The sequence below is a fragment of the Streptomyces cucumeris genome, from assembly GCF_024295805.1.
Lineage (GTDB): Bacteria > Actinomycetota > Actinomycetes > Streptomycetales > Streptomycetaceae > Streptomyces > Streptomyces cucumeris.
Genome location: NZ_JANCLX010000008.1, coordinates 291,678 through 310,145, shown reverse-complemented (window position 1 = coordinate 310,145; position 18,468 = coordinate 291,678). Strand labels below are relative to the sequence as shown.

The 18,468-nt window shown below is 72.4% G+C and carries 18 protein-coding genes; 8 read left to right on the top strand and 10 right to left on the bottom strand.

The features are described 5' to 3' along the window. Positions 1-223 precede the first annotated feature (223 nt). On the bottom strand, positions 224-1,759 hold the full coding sequence (locus tag NMK44_RS15560; RefSeq protein ID WP_254743337.1) for a leucyl aminopeptidase: 1,536 nt from the start codon (positions 1,757-1,759) through the stop codon (positions 224-226). A 193-nt stretch (positions 1,760-1,952) separates the two neighbouring features. Continuing rightward, a complete protein-coding gene (locus NMK44_RS15555; protein WP_254743335.1) occupies positions 1,953-2,882 on the bottom strand; it encodes an adenosylcobinamide-GDP ribazoletransferase in 930 nt (309 codons plus the stop codon). Positions 2,883-2,915: 33 nt separating this feature from the next. Between NMK44_RS15555 and NMK44_RS15550 the strand changes: the two genes are divergently transcribed. Beyond that, complete coding sequence (locus NMK44_RS15550; protein WP_254743333.1) at positions 2,916-3,677, top strand: hypothetical protein; 762 nt, start codon at positions 2,916-2,918, stop codon at positions 3,675-3,677. On the opposite strand, the gene NMK44_RS15545 is transcribed toward NMK44_RS15550, so the two are convergent. The 3 genes from NMK44_RS15545 to NMK44_RS15535 all read right to left on the bottom strand — a co-directional run bounded on the left by NMK44_RS15545 (position 3,672) and on the right by NMK44_RS15535 (position 8,036). After that, positions 3,672-5,543, bottom strand: coding sequence for a phosphatidylglycerol lysyltransferase domain-containing protein (locus NMK44_RS15545; protein WP_254743331.1), 1,872 nt, complete (start codon positions 5,541-5,543; stop codon positions 3,672-3,674). The two genes, NMK44_RS15550 and NMK44_RS15545, sit on opposite strands and share 6 nt — an antisense overlap. A 115-nt stretch (positions 5,544-5,658) precedes the next feature. Beyond that, entirely contained in the window at positions 5,659-6,765 is a 1,107-nt protein-coding gene (cobT, locus tag NMK44_RS15540; RefSeq protein WP_254743329.1) for a nicotinate-nucleotide--dimethylbenzimidazole phosphoribosyltransferase, read from the bottom strand. 71 nt (positions 6,766-6,836) lie between these two features. Next, positions 6,837-8,036, bottom strand: coding sequence for a bifunctional adenosylcobinamide kinase/adenosylcobinamide-phosphate guanylyltransferase (locus NMK44_RS15535; protein WP_254743327.1), 1,200 nt, complete (start codon positions 8,034-8,036; stop codon positions 6,837-6,839). Positions 8,037-8,176: 140 nt separating this feature from the next. Between NMK44_RS15535 and NMK44_RS15530 the strand changes: the two genes are divergently transcribed. Continuing rightward, positions 8,177-8,380, top strand: coding sequence for a hypothetical protein (locus NMK44_RS15530; protein ID WP_254743325.1), 204 nt, complete (start codon positions 8,177-8,179; stop codon positions 8,378-8,380). Between the two features lie 110 nt (positions 8,381-8,490). Here NMK44_RS15530 and NMK44_RS15525 read toward each other — a convergent pair whose 3' ends face one another. Together NMK44_RS15525 and NMK44_RS15520 are read right to left on the bottom strand one after the other, a co-directional pair. Then, on the bottom strand, positions 8,491-9,159 hold the full coding sequence (locus NMK44_RS15525) for a class I SAM-dependent methyltransferase (protein ID WP_374215277.1): 669 nt from the start codon (positions 9,157-9,159) through the stop codon (positions 8,491-8,493). 149 nt (positions 9,160-9,308) lie between these two features. Continuing rightward, entirely contained in the window at positions 9,309-9,905 is a 597-nt protein-coding gene (locus tag NMK44_RS15520; RefSeq protein ID WP_254743324.1) for a DUF3043 domain-containing protein, read from the bottom strand. Between the two features lie 247 nt (positions 9,906-10,152). Between NMK44_RS15520 and NMK44_RS15515 the strand changes: the two genes are divergently transcribed. The 4 genes from NMK44_RS15515 to NMK44_RS15500 all read left to right on the top strand — a co-directional run bounded on the left by NMK44_RS15515 (position 10,153) and on the right by NMK44_RS15500 (position 13,328). Further along, positions 10,153-10,941, top strand: a complete 789-nt coding sequence (locus NMK44_RS15515) for a PspA/IM30 family protein (RefSeq protein WP_374215276.1) — start codon at positions 10,153-10,155, stop codon at positions 10,939-10,941. Between the two features lie 44 nt (positions 10,942-10,985). Beyond that, positions 10,986-11,264 carry a PspA-associated protein PspAA gene (pspAA, locus tag NMK44_RS15510; RefSeq protein WP_254743322.1) on the top strand — a complete coding sequence of 93 codons (279 nt, stop codon included), beginning with the start codon at positions 10,986-10,988 and terminating at the stop codon, positions 11,262-11,264. Between the two features lie 91 nt (positions 11,265-11,355). Next, entirely contained in the window at positions 11,356-12,648 is a 1,293-nt protein-coding gene (locus NMK44_RS15505; RefSeq protein WP_254743320.1) for a sensor histidine kinase, read from the top strand. Beyond that, positions 12,645-13,328, top strand: a complete 684-nt coding sequence (locus tag NMK44_RS15500; RefSeq protein WP_254743318.1) for a response regulator — start codon at positions 12,645-12,647, stop codon at positions 13,326-13,328. The genes NMK44_RS15505 and NMK44_RS15500 overlap by 4 nt, the downstream gene beginning before the upstream one ends. Positions 13,329-13,445: 117 nt before the next feature. Here the strand turns inward: NMK44_RS15500 and nadA are convergent, their stop codons facing one another. Continuing rightward, the gene (gene nadA, locus NMK44_RS15495; protein ID WP_254743316.1) at positions 13,446-14,633 is read right to left on the bottom strand and encodes a quinolinate synthase NadA; all 1,188 of its coding nucleotides are present in this window, start codon (positions 14,631-14,633) and stop codon (positions 13,446-13,448) included. Positions 14,634-14,871: 238 nt separating this feature from the next. On the opposite strand from nadA, the gene erpA reads away from it, so the two are divergent. Next, positions 14,872-15,225 carry an iron-sulfur cluster insertion protein ErpA gene (gene erpA, locus NMK44_RS15490; protein ID WP_135340779.1) on the top strand — a complete coding sequence of 118 codons (354 nt, stop codon included), beginning with the start codon at positions 14,872-14,874 and terminating at the stop codon, positions 15,223-15,225. Positions 15,226-15,399: 174 nt separating this feature from the next. On the opposite strand, the gene NMK44_RS15485 is transcribed toward erpA, so the two are convergent. Next, positions 15,400-16,977, bottom strand: coding sequence for a hypothetical protein (locus NMK44_RS15485; protein WP_254743314.1), 1,578 nt, complete (start codon positions 16,975-16,977; stop codon positions 15,400-15,402). 92 nt (positions 16,978-17,069) lie between these two features. Beyond that, positions 17,070-17,282, bottom strand: coding sequence for a hypothetical protein (locus NMK44_RS15480; RefSeq protein ID WP_254743312.1), 213 nt, complete (start codon positions 17,280-17,282; stop codon positions 17,070-17,072). A gap of 178 nt (positions 17,283-17,460) precedes the next feature. Here NMK44_RS15480 and NMK44_RS15475 point away from each other — a divergent pair, with 178 nt between their 5' ends. Then, complete coding sequence (locus tag NMK44_RS15475) at positions 17,461-18,435, top strand: carbohydrate kinase family protein (protein WP_254743310.1); 975 nt, start codon at positions 17,461-17,463, stop codon at positions 18,433-18,435. The last annotated feature ends 33 nt before the right edge of the window (positions 18,436-18,468 follow it).

Below are 18,468 nucleotides of genomic sequence, written 5' to 3'. Positions count from 1 at the left end.
GCCGGGCGGCGGCTGTTGTTCGGCCGCTGATTCGTCGGCCCTGGTGTCGGGGGCCCTGTCCTGCCGAGACAACATCTTCGCACTTGTTGACGTGAGGCGGGACGCCGGGCCGTGTTGTGAGATATCTGCAGACCCCAGTTCAGGGGTTACTCATGCGTAAAAGGAATCCGTAGCCCCGCCGATTTCGTTGACGGCGAAATCGGCGGGACTTTAGGCCCGTGCCTCAGCCCAGATCGCCCGCGGCGGTGCGCTCGGCCAGCCGCACCAGCGTGCGCACGGCGGAGCCGGTGCCGCCCTTGGGGGTGTAGCCGGACGGGCCGCCGTCATTGAATGCGGGACCCGCGATGTCCAGGTGGGCCCAGGTGATGTCGTCCTGGATGAATTCCTTCAGGAACAGACCGGCCACCAGACCGCCGCCCATCCGTTCACCCATGTTCGCCAGATCGGCGACCGGCGAGTCCATGCTCTTGCGGAGGTCCGTCGGCAGCGGCATCGGCCAGGACGCCTCGCCCGCCTCCTCGGCGATCTCGTGGACCGTGGTGCGGAACGCGTCGTCGTTCGCCATGATCCCGAAGGTGCGGGTGCCCAGGGCGAGGACCATGGCGCCGGTGAGGGTGGCCACGTCCAGGATCGCGTCCGGCTTCTCCTCACAGGCGCGGGTGATCGCGTCGGCGAGCACCAGACGTCCCTCGGCGTCGGTGTTCAGCACTTCGACGGTCTTGCCGCTGTACATGGTCAGCACATCGCCGGGGCGGGTGGCCGAACCGGAGGGCATGTTCTCCGCCAGCGCCAGCCAGCCGGTCAGATTGACCCGCAGGCCCAGCTTGGCGGCGGCGACGATGGTGGCGAACACCGCGGCGGCACCGCTCATGTCGCACTTCATCGTCTCGTTGTGACCGGCCGGCTTGAGCGAGATACCGCCCGAGTCGTAGGTGATGCCCTTGCCCACCAGCGCCAGCGTCTTCTCCGCCTTGGGGTGGGTGTAGGCGACCCGCACCAGCCGCGGCGGGGCGTCCGAGCCCTGGCCGACGCCGAGGATGCCGCCGTAGCCGCCCTTGGTGAGCGCCTTCTCGTCCAGCACCTCGGTCTTGAGGCCGAACTCCTTGCCCGCCGCCACCACGGTCGCCGCGAAGGAGGCCGGGTTGAGCACGTTGGACGGGATGTTGATCAGGTCGCGGGCCCGGTTGACCTCGGCGGCCAGCGCCACGGCGCGCTCCGCCGCGGCCTTGTACGCCTTGTCCCGCGGCTTGCCGCCCAGCAGGGCGACCTCGGCCAGCGGGCCGTTGCCGTTCTTCTTCTTGTCCTTGGCCGCGGTGCCGTTGCCGCTGTTGGCCTTGTCGTACGCGTACGCGCCCAGCAGCGCGCCCTCGGCCACGGCGGCGGCGGCCGACGCGTCCTCCACGGGCAGCGCGAACGCGCCCTTCTTGGAACCGGCCAGCGCGCGGGCCGCGGTCCCCGCCGCCCGGCGCAGTGCCTCGGCGTCATAGCCGTCGCCCTTGGCCGGGGCCTCGCCCAGGCCGACCGCCAGCACGACCGGGGCCTTGAGTCCGGACGCGGCGGGCAGCTTGGTCACCTCGCCCTCGGCGCCGGTCGCGCCGAGCGTCTCCAGAACGGCCGCCAGCTTGCCGCCGAACGCCTTGTCCACGGCCTCCGCGCCGGCGGCGACGACGGGGCCCTTCGCCCCCTTTGCCACGCCGACGACAACGGCGTCCGCGCGCAGCGTCGCGGCGGAGGAGGTGCTGAGAGTCAGTGCAGTCACAGTGGTCGGGTCCCTCTTCCGGTTAGTTCGTCGGCCGACATCGGATGTCCCCGCGAGGCGGGGGCGGTCGGCCGCGCCCGTCGGCATCGTATGCGCCGGTCGCCGGACGCCCGAGCGGCGGGCTGGTCGCGGCTCACCGCGAGCGTAGCTCTCACCGGGCCGGTATGCGGACCCCAGTTGGCCGCGCACGGGGTCAGCCGAGGGCCAGGACGACCAGTGCCGCGGTGGCCGCGGTCTCCGCCAGGGCGCCGAAGACGTCCCCCGTGACCCCGCCGAACCGGCGGCAGCAGTGGCGCAGCAGGAGTTCGGCGGCGGCCAGGGCGGCCACCACCGCGAGCGCGCAGCGCAGCGCCGGCAGCGGGCCGGACAGCAGTCCGGCCGCGGCGCACACGGCCACCGTGCCCACCGCCACGGCCAGTGCCGGACGACCGGGCACCGCGCCCGCGACCGCCGCGCCGAGCCCCTCCGGACGGGCCGCGGGCACCCCCGCGCGGGCCGCGAGGGTCAGTGCGCAGCGGGCGGCGGTCGCGGCCACGGCGGCGGCCACCGCGCCCCGTGCCCAGCCCGCCGCGAACAGCTCCGCCAGCGCGGCCGTCTGACCGAGCAGCACCAGCAGCAGGGTGATGACACCGAACGGCCCGATGTCGGAGCGCTTCATGATGCGCAGCGCGTCCTCGGCGGGTTTGCCGCTGCCGAGCCCGTCCGCGGTGTCGGCCAGCCCGTCGAGGTGGAGCCCGCGGGTCAGCACGGCGGGTACGGCGACGGTCGCGACGGCGGCCAGCGGCGCGCCGGCGCCGAGCAGCAGCAGCACCCCGCCCAGCGCCGCGGCGCACAGGCCGACCACCAGCCCGGCCAGCGGGGCGCAGAGCATTCCGGCGCGTGCCGCCTCCCGGTCCCAGCGCCCCACCCGGACCGGCAGCACGGTGAGGGTGCCGAAGGCGAAGCGGAGCCCGTCGTCCCAGGCGAGGCGGGGAGCCCGGTCGGGCCGGGGCGGTGGCCCGGGTTCAGGAGCGGGTCCGGGCGCGGGTCCGGGCCCGGGCTCGGGCGCGGGGGAGCGCCCGGTGTCCGCCGGGCGCTCCGGCTCCGGCGGTCGTGCGGGGGACTGCTCCGGCGTGGTGTCCATCGCGCCGCAGGCTATCGCGCACGCTGAGGGGCCATGGGCGACTGGTTGGAGCGGAACATCATCGAGCCCGGCAAACTGCCGCTGCTCCTGGCCCTGACCTCGTTCATCCTGTCGTTCGTCGTCGTCCGCACCATCACGCGGATGATCAAGGCCGGACGGGGCCCGTTCCGCAACATCACCCCGGGCGGGATGCATATCCACCATGTGGTGCCCGGGGTGGTGCTCACCGTCATCGGCGGTTTCGGTGCGGTCGCCAGCGGGCGGGAGGGGACCGGGGCGGCGATCTCGGCGGTGCTGTTCGGGGTGGGCGCGGGGCTGGTGCTGGACGAGTTCGCGCTGATCCTCCACCTCCATGACGTCTACTGGTCCGAACAGGGCCGCAAGAGCGTCGAGGTGGTGGTGCTCACCGCCTCCCTGGTCGCCCTGGTGCTCAGCGGTTTCCTGCCGTTCGGGGTGAACGAGGTGTCCGAGGCGGAACAGAGCAGCCGTGGCGCGGTGATCGCGGATGTGGTGGTCAACTTCGCCTTCGCGCTGTTCGCACTGGTCAAGGGGAAACTGCGGATCGCGGTGGTCGGGGTGCTGGTGCCCGTGGTGGCGATCGTCGGCGCGGTGCGGCTGGCCCGCCCGGACTCGCCGTGGGCCCGGCGCTTCTACCGGCGCCGCCCGCGGGCGAGGAGGCGGGCGCGGAAGCGGGCGGACCGGCATGACGCCCGCTGGAGACGGGTGACCCGACGGCTCCAGGACTGGATCGGCGGCTTCTCCGAACCCCCGCCGCCGTCCTCCCCGGCCTCATGAGCCTCCGTCAGGACCCTCGCTGCCCCCGCTGCCTCTGCTGCCCCTGCTGCCCCTGCTGCCCCCGGCGTCTCCGGCGTCCCCGGACCGTCGGGGCGTCCCGGCCCGTGCCACCCGCGCCCCCGCCGCCAGCCGGGTGCGGTTCAGCCATTTCGGCAGCCCCGGCGCCTCCAGGAACCCCTCCGCACGGGCCGCGGCGATGGCGATCCGCGGCAGTTCCGTGGACTTCTCGAAGAGCACATAGCGCGGCTCCCAGATCGGCCGGTACTTGGCGTTGGCCCGGTACAGCGACTCGATCTGCCACCAGCGGGAGAAGAAGCCGAGCAGTGAGCGCCACAGCCGCAGCACGGGTCCCGCGCCCAGCCGTGAGCCGCGTTCGAAGACCGACCGGAACATGGCGAAGTTCAGTGAGATCTGGGTGACCCCGACCTCTCCGGCCCGCTGGATCAGCTCCAGCACCATGAACTCCACGAGGCCGTTCTCGGAGTCCCGGTCCCGCCGCATCAGATCCAGCGACAGCCCGTGCGGACCCCAGGGCACAAAGCTCAGCAGCGCCCGCGGCACACCCTCCGCGTCGGTGCTGACGAGCATCACACAGCGTCCGTCGCACGGATCGCCCAGCCGTCCCAGCGCCATCGAGAAGCCGCGTTCGGTCTCCCCGTCCCGCCAGTCGTCGGCCAGCCGCAGCAGCGTGGCCATCTCCGCCGCCGGGATGTCCTCGTGGCGGCGGACGCCGACCGTGTACCCGGCCCGCAGGATCCGGTTGTACGCCTGGCGCACGGTGCGCATCGCCCGTCCGTCGAGGGTGAACTCCGCGGTGTCCACGATCGCCTCGTCGCCCAGCTCCAGCGCGTCCAGACCGTGCCGGGCGTAGACCGTGCCGCCCTCCTCGCTCGCGCCCATCACCGCCGGGACCCAGCCGTGCTCCCGTGCCTCGGCCAGCCAGCGGTCGATCGCGCCCGGCCATGCCTCCGGATCGCCGAGGGGGTCGCCGGAGGCCAGGGAGACCCCGCCCACCACCCGGTAGGTCACCGCCGACTTGCCCGACGCGGACCACACCGCGCTCTTGTCGTGGCGCAGCGCGAAGTAGCCGAGCGAATCGCGGTCGCCGTAACCGTCCAGCAGCTCCCGCAGCCGCCGTTCGTCCTCCGGGGAGACGGGGTCGACGGCGCGGCGGGAGCGGAACGCGGCCCAGAGCACGAGCAGCAGCAGGGCCGTGCTCATCACATTGATGATCACGTTGACCCAGCCGGGGGTCCGGATGCCCGCGAAGCGCCCGTCCACGGCCACCAGTGACACCAGCCGCAGCGCCCCGTAGTGCCAGCGGTCCAGGAAGGTGGCACGGTGCTCGTCGGGCGCGGTGTTGGTGACGGTGACCAGGGCGGCGGCCAGCAGTGAGCCGATCAGCAGCCCGGTGACCGCGACGGCCGCGGCCAGCTTCGGGTTGGACCGGTCGCCCTTGGCGTAGAACTCCCGGCGCCCGATGAGCAGCGCGGCCACGAACGCCGCGGTGAGCGCGAGCGAGATCCAGTTCTGCGGGTGGTGCCGGGCCGGGGCCCAGCTCATGGCGAACGCGATCCCCACCGCGGTCAGCGCGCTCAGCCCAAGGTTGAGGAGCCAGGCCGCGCGCTTGTGGCGGCGCATGGTGACGGCCAGGAACATCGAGAACGCGGCCGAGAAGAAGCCCGCGGTCAGCAGGTAGGGCGTGAAGTACTCATCGACGTTGTGCCGTTTGATGTCGTTGCCGAACGACACCCACACCGCGCCGAGCAGATTGACGAACGCGACGGTGCGCAGGTACCAGACGGTGAACACCGCGGCGCGCGGCTGCAGGGCGGCGTGAGCGCGGCGGTCCGGGCGGCGGTCCAAGCGAACCTCTTCCTCCCCCACCGGCCGAGCGGAGGAGGGGTGAGGTGTGGGGTGGCGGTCCGGACCATCGTGTCTGATATGTCCGGACCGCTCAACCGCTGCGTGCGGTCGTCGCTCAGTCCTGCTCGGCTGCGGTCTCCCCGGCTGCCGTGTCTCCGGCCTCCGCGTCCCCGGCGTCCTCGCGCTCGGGCAGTTCCGCCGCCAGGGCCGCGGCCGCCTGCACCAGGGGCAGGGCCAGCAGCGCCCCCGTCCCCTCTCCCACCGTGACGCCGTGGTCGAGCAGAGGGGTGAGCGCGATCCGGTCCAGCGCCTTCTCCTGCGCCGGTTCACCGCTGTTCTGACCGGCCAGCCACCAGTCCGGGGCACGGAACGCCACCCGCTGGGCGACCAGCGCGCCCGCCGCCGAGACCACGCCGTCCAGGATCACCGGGGTGCGGCGCACCGCGCTCTGGAGCAGGAATCCGGTGATCGCGGCGAGGTCGGCGCCGCCGACGGTGGCCAGTAGCTGGAGCTGGTCGCCGAGGACCGGACGCGCCCGGCGCAGCCCGTCCCGGATCGCGGCGCACTTGCGCATCCAGGCCAGATCGTCGATCCCGGCTCCGCCGCGGCCGGTGACCACGGAGGCGTCGGTACCGCACAGCGCCGCGATCAGGGTCGCCGCCGCGGTGGTGCCGCCGACGCTCAGATCGCCCAGGACCAGCAGGTCCGTGCCCGCGTCGGCCTCCTCGTCGGCGATCGCCATCCCGGTGCGGAACGCCTGCTCGGCTTCCTCGTGGGTCAGGGCGTCCTCGATGTCCAGCCGTCCCGAGCCCCGGCGCACCCGGTGCCGGGTGACCTCCTCGGGCAGCTCGGCCGGATCGCAGTCCAGGGCCATGTCGATCACGCGCACCGGGACGTCGAAGCGGCGGGCGAGGATCGCCACGGGGCTCTCACCGTCGAGCACCGCGCGCACCAGCCGCCGGGCGCCTCCGGCGGGACGCGCGGAGACACCGAGGCCGGCGACGCCGTGGTCGCCCGCGAACAGCACCACCCGGGGGCGCTCCACGGGCCGCACCGGAACCCGCTGCTGGGCGGCGGCCAGCCACTCACCCAGCTCGTCCAGCCGCCCCAGCGCGTCGGCCGGTGGCGCGAGCCGTGCCCGGCGCTCCTCGGCATCGCGGCGGACGCTCCCGTCGGGGCGCTCGATCAGATCGACGAAGTCATCGAGATTCAGGGCACTCACGCCGCGAACCCTACCGTCGGGCCTCCCGGGGTGCGCCCCCGGTGCGCGGCGTACCGTGCGCGCGGGTCCGGTCAGCCGCGCAACGGCAGCGCCTGGCCCGCCACCACCAGCAGCACCTGTTCGCACTCGGCCGCGAACGCCGCGTTCAGCCGCCCCAGTTCATCGCGGAAGCGGCGGCCCGAGGCGGTCGCCGGGACCACGCCCGCGCCCACCTCGTTGCTGACCGCCACCAGCGTGCGGCCGGTTCCCCGGACCGCGGCCACCAGGGCGTCCACCCGCTCGCGCAGGGCGCGTTCACCGCCGTGCGCCCACTTCTCGTCGTCCCACGCCCCGACGGAGTCCATCGCGTCGGTGAGCCACAGTGCCAGACAGTCGATCAGCAGCGGCGGACCGTCCTCGGCCAGCAGCGGGGCCAGTTCGCAGGTCTCGGTGGTGCGCCAGGAGCCGGGCCGCCGGTCGCGGTGGGCGGCGATCCGGGCGGCCCATTCGGGGTCGCCGTCGCGGACGCCGCCGGTGGCCACGTACAGCACCTCGGGGAAGGCGGCCAGCCGCCGCTCGGCCTCCAGGGACTTGCCGGAGCGGGCGCCGCCCAGCACCAGGGTGCGCCGCGGCAGGTCCGGTACCGCGTGGTACTCGCCGACGATCACCGTCCGGCCGTCCGGGACCGCCCGCGCGCCCGCCGTGGCCAGCCGCCGGTGCAGTTCACGGCCGGGCGGAACGGTGTGGTCGATGTGGACCGCCAGGACGTCGGTGGTCGCGCCCACGGCCCCGCCCGCCCGCAGCCGGGCCAGCGCGTCGGGGCGGTCGAGCACGTCCAGCACCACCATGTCGTACGGCTGGGCCTGTTCGGGCAGTCCGGCGGGGGCGGCACCGGGCGGCAGGTACAGCAGCCGGGTGCCGTCGGGCCCGGTGACCGCGTAGCCGGTGCCGGGGGAGTCCAGGGCGACCGCCCGCACCCGGTGGCCGCTGATCAGGGACAGCTCACGGCCGTCCGGCACCCGCCCCGGGGCGGGCAGTCCGGCGGGGAACTCCACGGCCGGACCCGCGTGCGGATGCGACAGCAGCACCTGCCGCACCCCGACCAGCGAGTACCCGGCGCGGGCCGCGGCGAAGGCGGCTCCCGGGGTGAGGTCCAGGAGCAGCGCGCCGTCGATCAGCAGGGCCGTCGCGGCCCGTGCCTCGTCGCCGACGGCCGTGGCGCAGGCCGCGCAGGGGCAGTCGTGCCGTGGCAGCCCGTCGGGGGCTCCGGTGCCCAGAAGTGTGAGTTCCACGCCCCGATCGTCTCGCGTCCGCTCGCGCGGGTCGCGCGGGGCCACCCCGTACGGAGTGATCAGTCGCCTAGGCTGCGGGCAGATATCACCTGTGGACCGGCGGGCGTCACCCGTCGGCCGACGGGACGGAGGAGGCGAACATGGCGTGGACGTGGCGGTTCGAGAAGTCCGACGGGACGGAGACGAAGCCCGCGGTACAGCCGGAGGAGTTCCCGACCCAGGGGGATGCGGAGTCATGGATCGGTGAGGAGTGGAAGGCGCTCCTGGAGGGAGGGGCCGAGCAGGTCATCCTCTTCGAGGACGGCACCAAGATCTACGGCCCGATGAGCCTCAGGGGCGAATGAGCGCCGGGGGCTGAGAGCCCCCGGAGAGCCGGAAGGTGGCGGCGCCCCCGTGGCGCCGCCACCTCTCCGTTCCGGCTCCGTCCCGGGCGATCCGCGCCCGGTGCGGCGGGTCAGCCGCCGCGTACCCCGCACAGATGCAGCAGGGCCGCCACCGAGCGGTACGGATCGGTGCGCCCGGCCCGCTCCTCGGCCGCCAGCAGCCGCTCCCACTCCGGGGAGGGCGGGGGCGGGGTGTCGCCCGCGGCCTGGTCGGTGAAGACCCGCACCCCGTACCAGGCGTGCAGCGGAGCGCCGATCGCGGTGAGCGTCTCGGTCAGCTCCGCGCGCCGGTCGGCACGCACCCGCAGCCCGATCCGGTTGGTGTAGGAGGGCGAGTCGAACGCGGCCAGCGCGGTGTCCCAGTTCCCGGCGAGACCCGGCCGCATCGCCAGTGCGTCGGCGTTGCGCACCAGCAGCGACAGCAGCCCGCCCGGCGCCAGCACCCGGGCCAGCCCCGCCAGCAGCGGATCCGGTTCGGACACGTACATCAGCACACCGTGGCAGAGCACCACGTCGAAGGTGCCCGGCAGGAAGTGCGCACCGGTGTCCCGGCCGTCGCCCTCCAGCAGCCGCACCCGGGCCCGGATGCCCTCCGGCTCCTCCGCGAGCGCGGTGCGCACCGCGGCCATCATGGTGGGGTCGGACTCAAGACCGGTCACCTCATGGCCCGCCCGGGCCAGCCGCAGGGCCTGGGTGCCCTGGCCGAGGCCGACGTCGAGCACCCGCAGCCGCCGGCCCACCGGATAGCGGGCGGTGATCTGCTCGTCGAGCTGTTGGGCGACCAGTGCCTGGCGGAGGGTGTTCCGCAGGCCCCCGAGACGGCTCAGCCAGCCCTCGGCCCCTCCGGCGAAGCCGGACGGTTTCCCGCTGCGGTCCGCGGAGGTCCCGCTCAGGGCTTCTCTCCGCGCTTGACCTGCGGCTTGGGCAGCCGCAGTCGGCGCATCTGGAGGGTTCGCATCAGGGCGTACGGCACGGCCCCGCGCAGGTTCTCGTCGGGGAACCGCTGGCGCAGCCGGCGCTTGAGCTGGAAGGCGATGATGAACGAGTTGATCACGATCATCACGATGACGACCATCCACAGCAGCAGCACATAGCTCTGCATGGCACCGGCACGGATCATGCTCAGCACCAGGATGACCACCGCGAGCGGCAGGAAGAACTCGGCGACGACGAAGCGCGAGTCGACGAAGTCACGGGCGAAGCGGCGCACCGGACCCTTGTCGCGGGCCGGCAGGTAGCGCTCGTCGCCACTGGCGAGGGCCTCGCGCTGACGGGCCAGGTCGCTTCGGCGGGCCTCCCGCTGGCGCTTGGCGGAGTCCTTGCGGGTGGCCGGGGTCTTCGCCAGGCTGCGGCGCTGCGACTGGGAGTCGCTGCGCTTGGGCGTGGGGCGGCCCTTGGGCGCCTGCGGGTCACGGGGCTGCTGCGGCTGGTCCGCGGTCACCTTGGCGGTGGCGGCCTGCTCATCCTTGGAACGGCTTCGGAACACAAAGCCCAAGGGTACGGGTTCACGGGTGTGCGCCCCAGCCTCACGGGGAACGATCCGGCAACGGCGGACCGCCGGAATCGGGACACAGCGGTCACCTACTCCTTGCGCTGGAGACGCCGGCTTGTCGATCGTCCTGGAGGAGGAGCGCGAGCGGGCCCGAACAGTGCGGTAATGGAAGCAGGGCCCGTAGGCTGGGTCTGTTGGAGTGCTGGAGTCTCAGTCCGTCAGAAGGGGGCGCGCGAGGCCCATGAGCGGTGTCATGAAGCGTATGGGGATGATCTTCCGCGCGAAGGCCAACAAGGCCCTGGACCGGGCCGAGGACCCGCGCGAGACCCTTGACTACTCGTACCAGAAGCAGCTTGAGCTGCTCCAGAAGGTCCGCCGCGGCGTCGCCGACGTGGCCACCTCCCGCAAGCGCCTGGAGCTCCAGCTCAATCAGCTCCAGGGCCAGTCCACCAAGCTGGAGGACCAGGGCCGCAAGGCGCTGGCGCTCGGCCGCGAGGACCTGGCGCGTGAGGCGCTCTCCCGCCGTGCCGCGCTCCAGCAGCAGGTCACCGACCTGGAGACACAGCACCAGACCCTCCAGGGCGAGGAGGAGAAGCTCACCCTGGCGGCCCAGCGGCTCCAGGCCAAGGTGGACGCCTTCCGCACCCGCAAGGAGACCATCAAGGCCACTTACACCGCGGCCCAGGCGCAGACCCGGATCGGCGAGGCGTTCTCCGGTATCTCCGAGGAGATGGGCGACGTCGGCATGGCGATCCAGCGCGCCGAGGACAAGACCGCGCAGCTCCAGGCCCGCGCGGGTGCCATCGACGAGCTGCTGGCCTCCGGCGCCCTCGACGACCAGTCCGGGATGGCCACCAAGGATGACATCGCGGCCGAGCTGGACCGGATCTCCGGCGGTACGGACGTGGAGCTGGAGCTCCAGCGGATGAAGGCCGAGCTGGCCGGCGGCGGCTCCCAGCAGGCGCTCGAGAGCGGTCAGCAGAACGGGTCGCAGCAGTCCCAGGGGCAGCACAAGTTCGACAAGCAGTAGCCCGCGCCCCCACCGGGCGAGGTCTCCCACTCCAGGAGGGCGTCGTGATCGTACGGATCATGGGGGAGGGCCAGGTGCAGGTGGCCGAAAGTCATCTGCACGCACTGAACAAGCTGGACGACGAGCTGCTCACCGAGGTCGAGAGTGGTGACCAGGACGGCTTCCGGCGGACGCTCGGCGCGCTCCTCGACGCCGTGCGCTCGGCGGGCGAACCGCTGCCGGACGACTCCCTGGAACCGTCCGAGCTGATCCTGCCCGCCCCGGAGGCCACCCTCGAGGAAGTCAAGGCGATGCTCAAGGACGACGGCCTGATCCCCGGCTAGCGCCGGTCGCACTCCAGCACAGGTCGTGCCCCCTTCGTCCGCCGGGCACGGGCCGCCCCCGGAGCGGGGCGGCCCGGGACGGCGCATACCGTTGGATCCCGTGACTCCCCTCTCCGTGGGGCCGGGCCTGGCCCGTCCCCACCGCTGGCTGGCCGCGCACCCGAGGGCCCTGGACCTCCTGGTGGCCGTCGGCGTCTTCGCGTTCATCATCATCGGCGCGGTGGCCAACCCGCGTCTGCGCGGACACCACATCGGCCTGGTCTTCGTCCTGCTGGCGCTGGTCTCCTCGGCGTCCCTGGTGTTCCGCCGGCACAAGCCGGTCACGGTGCTGGCGATCACCTCGGCGATCACCGTGGTGGAGATCACCACCTCCCGGAGCGGACCGCCGCGCACCGCGATCGTGCTGGGCGTGGTGGTGGCGCTGTACACCCTCGCGGCCAGCACCGACCGCCCCACCACCTGGCGCGTCGGATTCATCACCGCGGTGCTGCTGACCGGGACCGCGATGCTTTTCGGGATCAGCCCCTGGTACTCCCAGGAGAACCTGGGCATCTTCGCCTGGGCCGGGCTGGCCGCCGCCGCGGGCGACGCGGTGCGCAGCCGCCGCGCCTACATCGCCGCCATCGAGGAGCGGGCGGTACGGGCCGAGCGCACCCGTGAGGAGGAGGCGCGCCGCCGGGTGGCCGAGGAGCGGCTGCGGATCGCCCGGGAGCTGCACGATGTGGTCGCCCACCACATCGCCCTGGTCAATGTGCAGGCCGGAGTGGCCTCGCACGTCATGGACAGCCGCCCCGACCAGGCCAAGGAGGCGCTCGCCCACGTCCGTGAGGCCAGCCGCTCGGCGCTGGACGAACTGCGTGCCACGGTCGGCCTGCTGCGGCAGTACGGCGACCCCGCAGCGCCCACCGAACCGGCCCCCGGCCTCGGTGTGCTGGACCAGCTCGTGGAGGGGTTCGCCCGGGTGGGGATGCGGGTCGAGGTGGACGCCGAGCCGCGCGACCTCGGCCCCCTGGCGGGTTCGGTGGACCTCACCGCGTACCGCGTGGTCCAGGAGGCGCTGACCAATGTGCACAAGCACGCCGGGCCCGAGGCCACCGTCCGGATCACCATCGTCCGGGACCGCAGCGCACTGGAGATCACCGTCGTGGACGACGGAGCGGGGGCGGAGCCCCGGACCGCCGGGGCGTCCGGTACGGAGGTGTCCGAGCCCCGGGTGCCCGCGGCGCCGCTGGACGATGAGCACGGCGGCGGGCACGGGCTGATCGGGATGCGGGAGCGGGTCACCGCGCTGCGCGGTAGCTGTGAGGCGGGTGCCCTGCCCGACGGTGGCTTCCGGGTGCGGGTGAGACTTCCGCTGCAGAGCCGTATGGGAGGGGACTCATGACGATCAAGGTGCTGCTCGCCGATGACCAGGCGTTGCTGCGCAGTGCGTTCCGTGTGCTGGTGGACTCCGATCCGGACATGGAGGTGGTGGGGGAGGCGTCCGACGGTGCGGAGGCGGTCGAGATCGTCCGGTCCGAGGGCGCGGACGTGGTCCTGATGGACATCCGGATGCCCGGGACCGACGGACTGACCGCAACCCGCCTGATCAGCGAGGATCCGGAGCTGACCGATGTCCGGGTGGTCATGCTGACCACCTTCGAGGTCGATGAGTACGTGGTGGACTCGCTGCGGGCGGGCGCCAGCGGCTTCCTCGGCAAGGGCGCCGAGCCCGAGGAGCTGCTGTCCGCGATCCGGATCGCGGCGGCGGGTGAGGCGCTGCTCTCCCCGGCCGCCACCAAGGGGCTGATCGCCCGCTTCCTGGCCCAGGGCGAGGGGGCCCGGGACGGCGGTGAGTCCGCCTATGACGCGAGCCGGCTGGACGCGCTCACGGTGCGCGAACGCGAGGTGCTGGTCCAGGTCGCCGGGGGGCTGTCCAACGATGAGATCGCCGCGCTGCTGGAGGTCAGCCCGCTGACGGTCAAGACCCATGTGAACCGGGCGATGGCCAAGCTGGGGGCGCGGGACCGGGCCCAGCTCGTGGTGATCTCCTACGAGACGGGCCTGGTACGCCCGGGGACCTGACCCGCCGGAGACGAGACGGCTGACGCGTCCGAGAAGCCTCACGCGCCCGATACGGCGGACGGGGCGCGGAGCCCCTCGGCCCCGCGCCCCGTCCGGCATACACGCGTCCGCCGCCCGTTACGGCAGCGCCAGCATCCGCTCCAGCGCCAGCTTGGCGAAGCTCTCGGTCTCCGGGTCGACCTGGATGCGGTTGACCACCTTGCCCGCGGCCAGCGACTCCAGCGCCCAGACCAGGTGCGGCAGGTCGATGCGGTTCATGGTCGAGCAGAAGCAGACCGTCTTGTCGAGGAAGACGATCTCCTTGCCCTCGTCGGCGAACCGGTTCGCCAGCCGCCGGACCAGGTTCAGCTCGGTGCCGATGGCCCACTTGGACCCGGCGGGCGCGGCCTCCAGGGCCTTGATGATGTACTCGGTCGAGCCCACGTAGTCCGCGGCGGCGACCACCTCGTGCTTGCACTCGGGGTGCACCAGGACGTTGACGCCCGGTATGCGGGCCCGGACGTCCTCGACCGACTCCAGCGAGAACCGGCCGTGCACCGAGCAGTGGCCGCGCCAGAGGATCATCTTCGCCGCGCGAAGCTGCTCGGCGGTCAGCCCGCCGCCCGGCTTGTGCGGGTTGTAGACGACACAGTCCTCCAGCGACATGCCCATGTCGCGGACGGCCGTATTGCGCCCCAGGTGCTGGTCGGGCAGGAACAGCACCTTCTCCCCCTGGCCGAAGGCCCAGTCCAGAGCACGCTTGGCGTTGGAGGAGGTGCAGATGGTGCCGCCGTGCTTACCGGTGAACGCCTTGATGTCCGCCGAGGAGTTCATGTACGAGACCGGCACCGTCGCCCCGGCCACGCCCGCCTCGGTCAGGACGTCCCAGCACTCGGCGACCTGCTCGGCGGTGGCCATATCGGCCATGGAGCAGCCCGCCGCCAGGTCGGGGAGGACGACCTGCTGGTCGTCGCCGGTGAGGATGTCGGCGGACTCCGCCATGAAGTGCACACCGCAGAAGACGATGTACTCCGCGTCCGGCCGGGCCGCGGCGTCCCGGGCGAGCTTGAAGGAGTCCCCGGTGACGTCGGCGAACTCGATGACCTCGTCGCGCTGGTAGTGGTGGCCGAGCACGAAGACCTTGTCCCCGAGCTTCTCCTTGGCCGCGCGGGCGCGGGCCACCAGATCCGGGTCGGAGGGCGCCGGAAGGTCTCCGGGGCACTCCACACCGCGCTCGCTCCGCGGGTCGGCCTCTCGGCCGAGGAGCAGCAGAGCGAGCGGTGTCGGCTGCACGTCGAGGGGCTGGGCCGTGGTCACGTCACGCACCCTTCTTTCTTCGCTGGGAAACCCTGATGCCTGCTAATCGTCAAAATGACGCTATCTATCATAACTGCTTCACGTCACTTTGACGATGGGCATCATGTCGATGTGACGCATTCCCGGTGTGCCGGGCCGTGTGCGAGCATGAAGAACGCAGCACGAAAGCGATGGGCCCGGAATGAATCCGGGGGGCCGTTGGTTTGTGCCGACGGCAAGCAGTCCGTACAACCCGGGAGAGAAGCAGATGACCGTTCAGGACGAGACCACCGCGAGCGAGGGCATCATCCTGTCCGACGCCGCCGCGTCGAAGGTCAAGAGCCTGCTGGAGCAGGAGGGCCGTGACGATCTCGCGCTGCGCGTCGCCGTCCAGCCCGGCGGCTGCTCCGGCCTGCGCTATCAGCTCTTCTTCGACGAGCGTTCGCTCGACGGCGACGTCGTCAAGGACTTCGACGGCGTCAAGGTCGTCACCGACCGGATGAGCGCTCCGTACCTGGGTGGCGCCTCGATCGACTTCGTCGACACCATCGAGAAGCAGGGCTTCACGATCGACAACCCGAACGCCACGGGCTCCTGCGCCTGCGGCGACTCCTTCAGCTGAGCCCTTCCGCGCGGACGCGCGCTCACCGCTGAACGCACGAGAAGGGGGCGGGGCCGGGCGGGGCCGCCGCCGTGTCGGGGGTGTGTGACGTCTCCCCGCGCGGCCCCCCCCCCCCCGCTCACCCCCCGAGCGGGGGGCGGCCCCGGCCGGCCCCGCCCCCTTCTCGGTGCTGATTCACTTCTTCCGCAGCGGCACCGTCTTGTCGGTCGACTTGTCGACCACCTTGCGGCCGTCCAGCGGCTTGTCCAGCGAGACCTTCTCGGTCATCTCCTTGGCGATCAGGACACAGTTGCGCCCGGGGTGCTTGGGCTTGCTCTTGATCTCCACCGTCACCTGCTTCGACGTCTCCTCCGCGGAGACCGAGTAGGTGTTGCAGACCCCGCCCCAGAAGCGCAGCGTCAGGGTCTTGTCGTCCGTGGTGTAGGAGATCACGTGGTTGATCTTCTTGCTGCCGGACGGGTCGGACTCACCGCTCTGCCCCTGTCCGGGGCTCTCGGTCCCGGCGGCCTTCTTGATGTACTTGGGCTGCACCGCCGGGTACGGAACGGCCATCGGGACCTTGTTGGTCCCGGCGGGCCGGGTCTCGAAGATCCACGACGGCACCAGCGCCCGCCGTCCGTCCACCATCTGCGAGGCCAGGCCCAGGGTCGCCTTGCTCACCATCAGCTTGTCGGACGTCCCCGACGGGTTCGGCTCGCACGGTGCGATCTGGCCGCCCGACCCCGACTCTTCCGAGCCCGGGGTGGCGGAGGGGCAGTTCGCGTCCGTGGCCGGCCCCCGGCCCTTCGTCGCCGCGTTGAGCTTCTTCAGCGCCTCGGCCGCGCTGATCAGCGGATAGGTGTCGTCCTCCGCGGGCGTCGCCAGCGTTCCGCTGCCGCCCACCAACTGGCCGTCGGCGGCCACCTGGAGACTGGTCGACCAGCCGTGCGTCGGCAGATCGCCCACCGTCGGCTGTGCGTTGACGGTGCGGATGGCGGCGTACCGGCCGGTCGCGTCCAGCTTGGCGTCGTCCAGGCCGAGCGCCTTGAGTACCGGCTCGGCGGTGCGCTTGGCCTCGGCCTCGGAGATCACCTTGTCGTGATCGGCGTCGCTGCGCTCCGAGTGGGCGGGGTCGTCACCCTTCTTGTCAGCGCCCTTGTTGCCGGATGCGCCGTCCCGGTAGACCGGGCAGTCCGAGGTGGCGCCGCCCTTGCCACTGCCCTTGCCGCCTCCGGCCTCCGAGCCCGGCAGCCGGACGCAGTCACCACCGGCGGGGGTGCCGTAACGGGAGTAGGTCCAGCTTCCCGGGCCCTCCTGGTTGACCCGCAGCACCGGCTGGGCCGAGTCCTTGCCGCCCCCGACCTTCCAGAAGCCGTGGTCGGCCCGGGGTTCGCCGGATACGTCCAGCGCCTTGGCCAGCCGGGCCACCTCGGCCTTGGTGACCTTGGGGTCGGCCAGGTACACCGGGGCCGAGTCCGGGCCCTCGGGCAGCTTCTTCTCCGTCACATAGCGCCCCCCGCCCGGGTCGGGCTCACCGGGCGCGATGCCCTCGCGTGCGGCCGACGGGTAGGCGTCCAGCGCGAGGGGTTTCGGCGATCCGTCCTTGCCCGCCGTGCCGTTGCCGTCCGCGGCGGTCGAGGCCCAGTAGGCCCCGCCGCCACCGGCGACCAGCACCGCGGCCGCCACCGAGACCACGGCCAGCGGCGAACGCCGCCGCTGACGCGCATGGTCGTCGTCGGGGGTCTGCGGGGTGTCGGTCTCCTCGGTGCTCACCGTTTCGCTCCTTCGGCTCCGCTCACTTCGTACGGTCCCATTCCCTCGCGAGGGGACGCCGGTGAGACGGGGCGGACGGGCGTACGGTTCCGTCAGTCGCCGTAATCGGACATCTGAGCCAGCAGATGTGCCGACGCGGGAGGCACGGTGACCCCCCGGATCCGCGACGGGGAGACCGGTGCGGCGGGCGGTGAGACGGTCACCGGCCAGTGCGGCACCATCCGTGCTCCCTGGCCGCGCAGCTCTTCCAGTGACTCGGGCTCGATGGCACCGGTGGGAAGAGTGTCGATCATGTGCTCCGGCATGGGAGCCTCCCGGTCCGAAGGGGTCACGGATGAAATATCTGCTGCATACGCACCGTATGCACCGGATCTCTGGCGAAAAAAGCCCTACTATCGGGTAGTTTCTTACGTTCATACAGGGGTGGCAAGGCGATAGCGTATGGGGTCCGACCCCGCCGCCGCCCCCGCAGGAGCGACTTCCGTGCGTATCGCCGTCACCGGCTCCATCGCCACCGACCATCTGATGACCTTCCCCGGCCGCTTCGCCGAGCAGCTCGTCGCGGACCAGCTCCATACGGTCTCCCTCTCCTTCCTGGTCGACACCCTCGACGTCCGCCGCGGCGGCGTGGGCCCCAACATCTGCTTCGGCATGGGCGTGCTGGGTCTGCGCCCGATCCTGGTCGGCGCGGCCGGTGAGGACTTCGCCGAGTACCGCGCCTGGCTGGACCGCCACGGCGTGGACACCGCCTCGGTGCGGATCTCCGAGGTGCTGCACACCGCGCGCTTCGTCTGCACCACCGACGCCGACCACAACCAGATCGCGTCCTTCTACACCGGCGCCATGAGCGAGGCCCGGCAGATCGAGCTCAAGCCGGTCGCCGACCGTGTCGGCGGCCTCGACCTGGTGGTCATCGGCGCCGACGACCCCGAGGCGATGGTCCGGCACACCGAGGAGTGCCGCACCCGGGGCATCCCCTTCGCCGCCGACCCCTCCCAGCAGCTCGCCCGGATGGACGGCGAGGACATCCGCATCCTGGTCGGCGGGGCGGAGTACCTCTTCACCAACGAGTACGAGGCCGCGCTGATCGAGACCAAGACCGGCTGGACCTCCGAGCAGATCCTCGCCAAGGTCGGCACCCGCGTCACCACGCTGGGCGCCCAGGGCGTGCGGATCGAGCGCTCGGGCGAGGAGCCGATCGTCGTCGGCTGCGCCGAGGAGGAGGAGAAGGTCGACCCGACCGGTGTGGGCGACGCCTTCCGCGCGGGCTTCCTCGCCGGTCTCTCCTGGGGGCTGCCCCTGGAGCGCTCCGCCCAGGTGGGCTGCATGCTCGCCACCCTGGTCATCGAGACCGTGGGCACCCAGGAGTACGAACTGCGCCGCGGCCACTTCATGGAGCGGTTCGCCAAGGCGTACGGCCATGACGCCGCGGCCGAGGTCAGCGACCACCTGGCCTGAACCACCCCGGTCCGCCGGTCCCGGTCGCGTCCG

What these genes read in the sequence shown, in the direction of transcription:
- NMK44_RS15555 (WP_254743335.1), bottom strand. Translation starts at nt 2,882, where the DNA reads ATGGACACCACGCCGGAGCAGTCCCCCGCACGACCGCCGGAGCCGGAG.
- NMK44_RS15550 (WP_254743333.1), top strand. Translation starts at nt 2,916, where the DNA reads ATGGGCGACTGGTTGGAGCGGAACATCATCGAGCCCGGCAAACTGCCG.
- NMK44_RS15530 (WP_254743325.1), top strand. Translation starts at nt 8,177, where the DNA reads ATGGCGTGGACGTGGCGGTTCGAGAAGTCCGACGGGACGGAGACGAAG.
- NMK44_RS15515 (WP_374215276.1), top strand. Translation starts at nt 10,153, where the DNA reads ATGAGCGGTGTCATGAAGCGTATGGGGATGATCTTCCGCGCGAAGGCC.
- NMK44_RS15500 (WP_254743318.1), top strand. Translation starts at nt 12,645, where the DNA reads ATGACGATCAAGGTGCTGCTCGCCGATGACCAGGCGTTGCTGCGCAGT.
- erpA (WP_135340779.1), top strand. Translation starts at nt 14,872, where the DNA reads ATGACCGTTCAGGACGAGACCACCGCGAGCGAGGGCATCATCCTGTCC.
- NMK44_RS15480 (WP_254743312.1), bottom strand. Translation starts at nt 17,282, where the DNA reads ATGCCGGAGCACATGATCGACACTCTTCCCACCGGTGCCATCGAGCCC.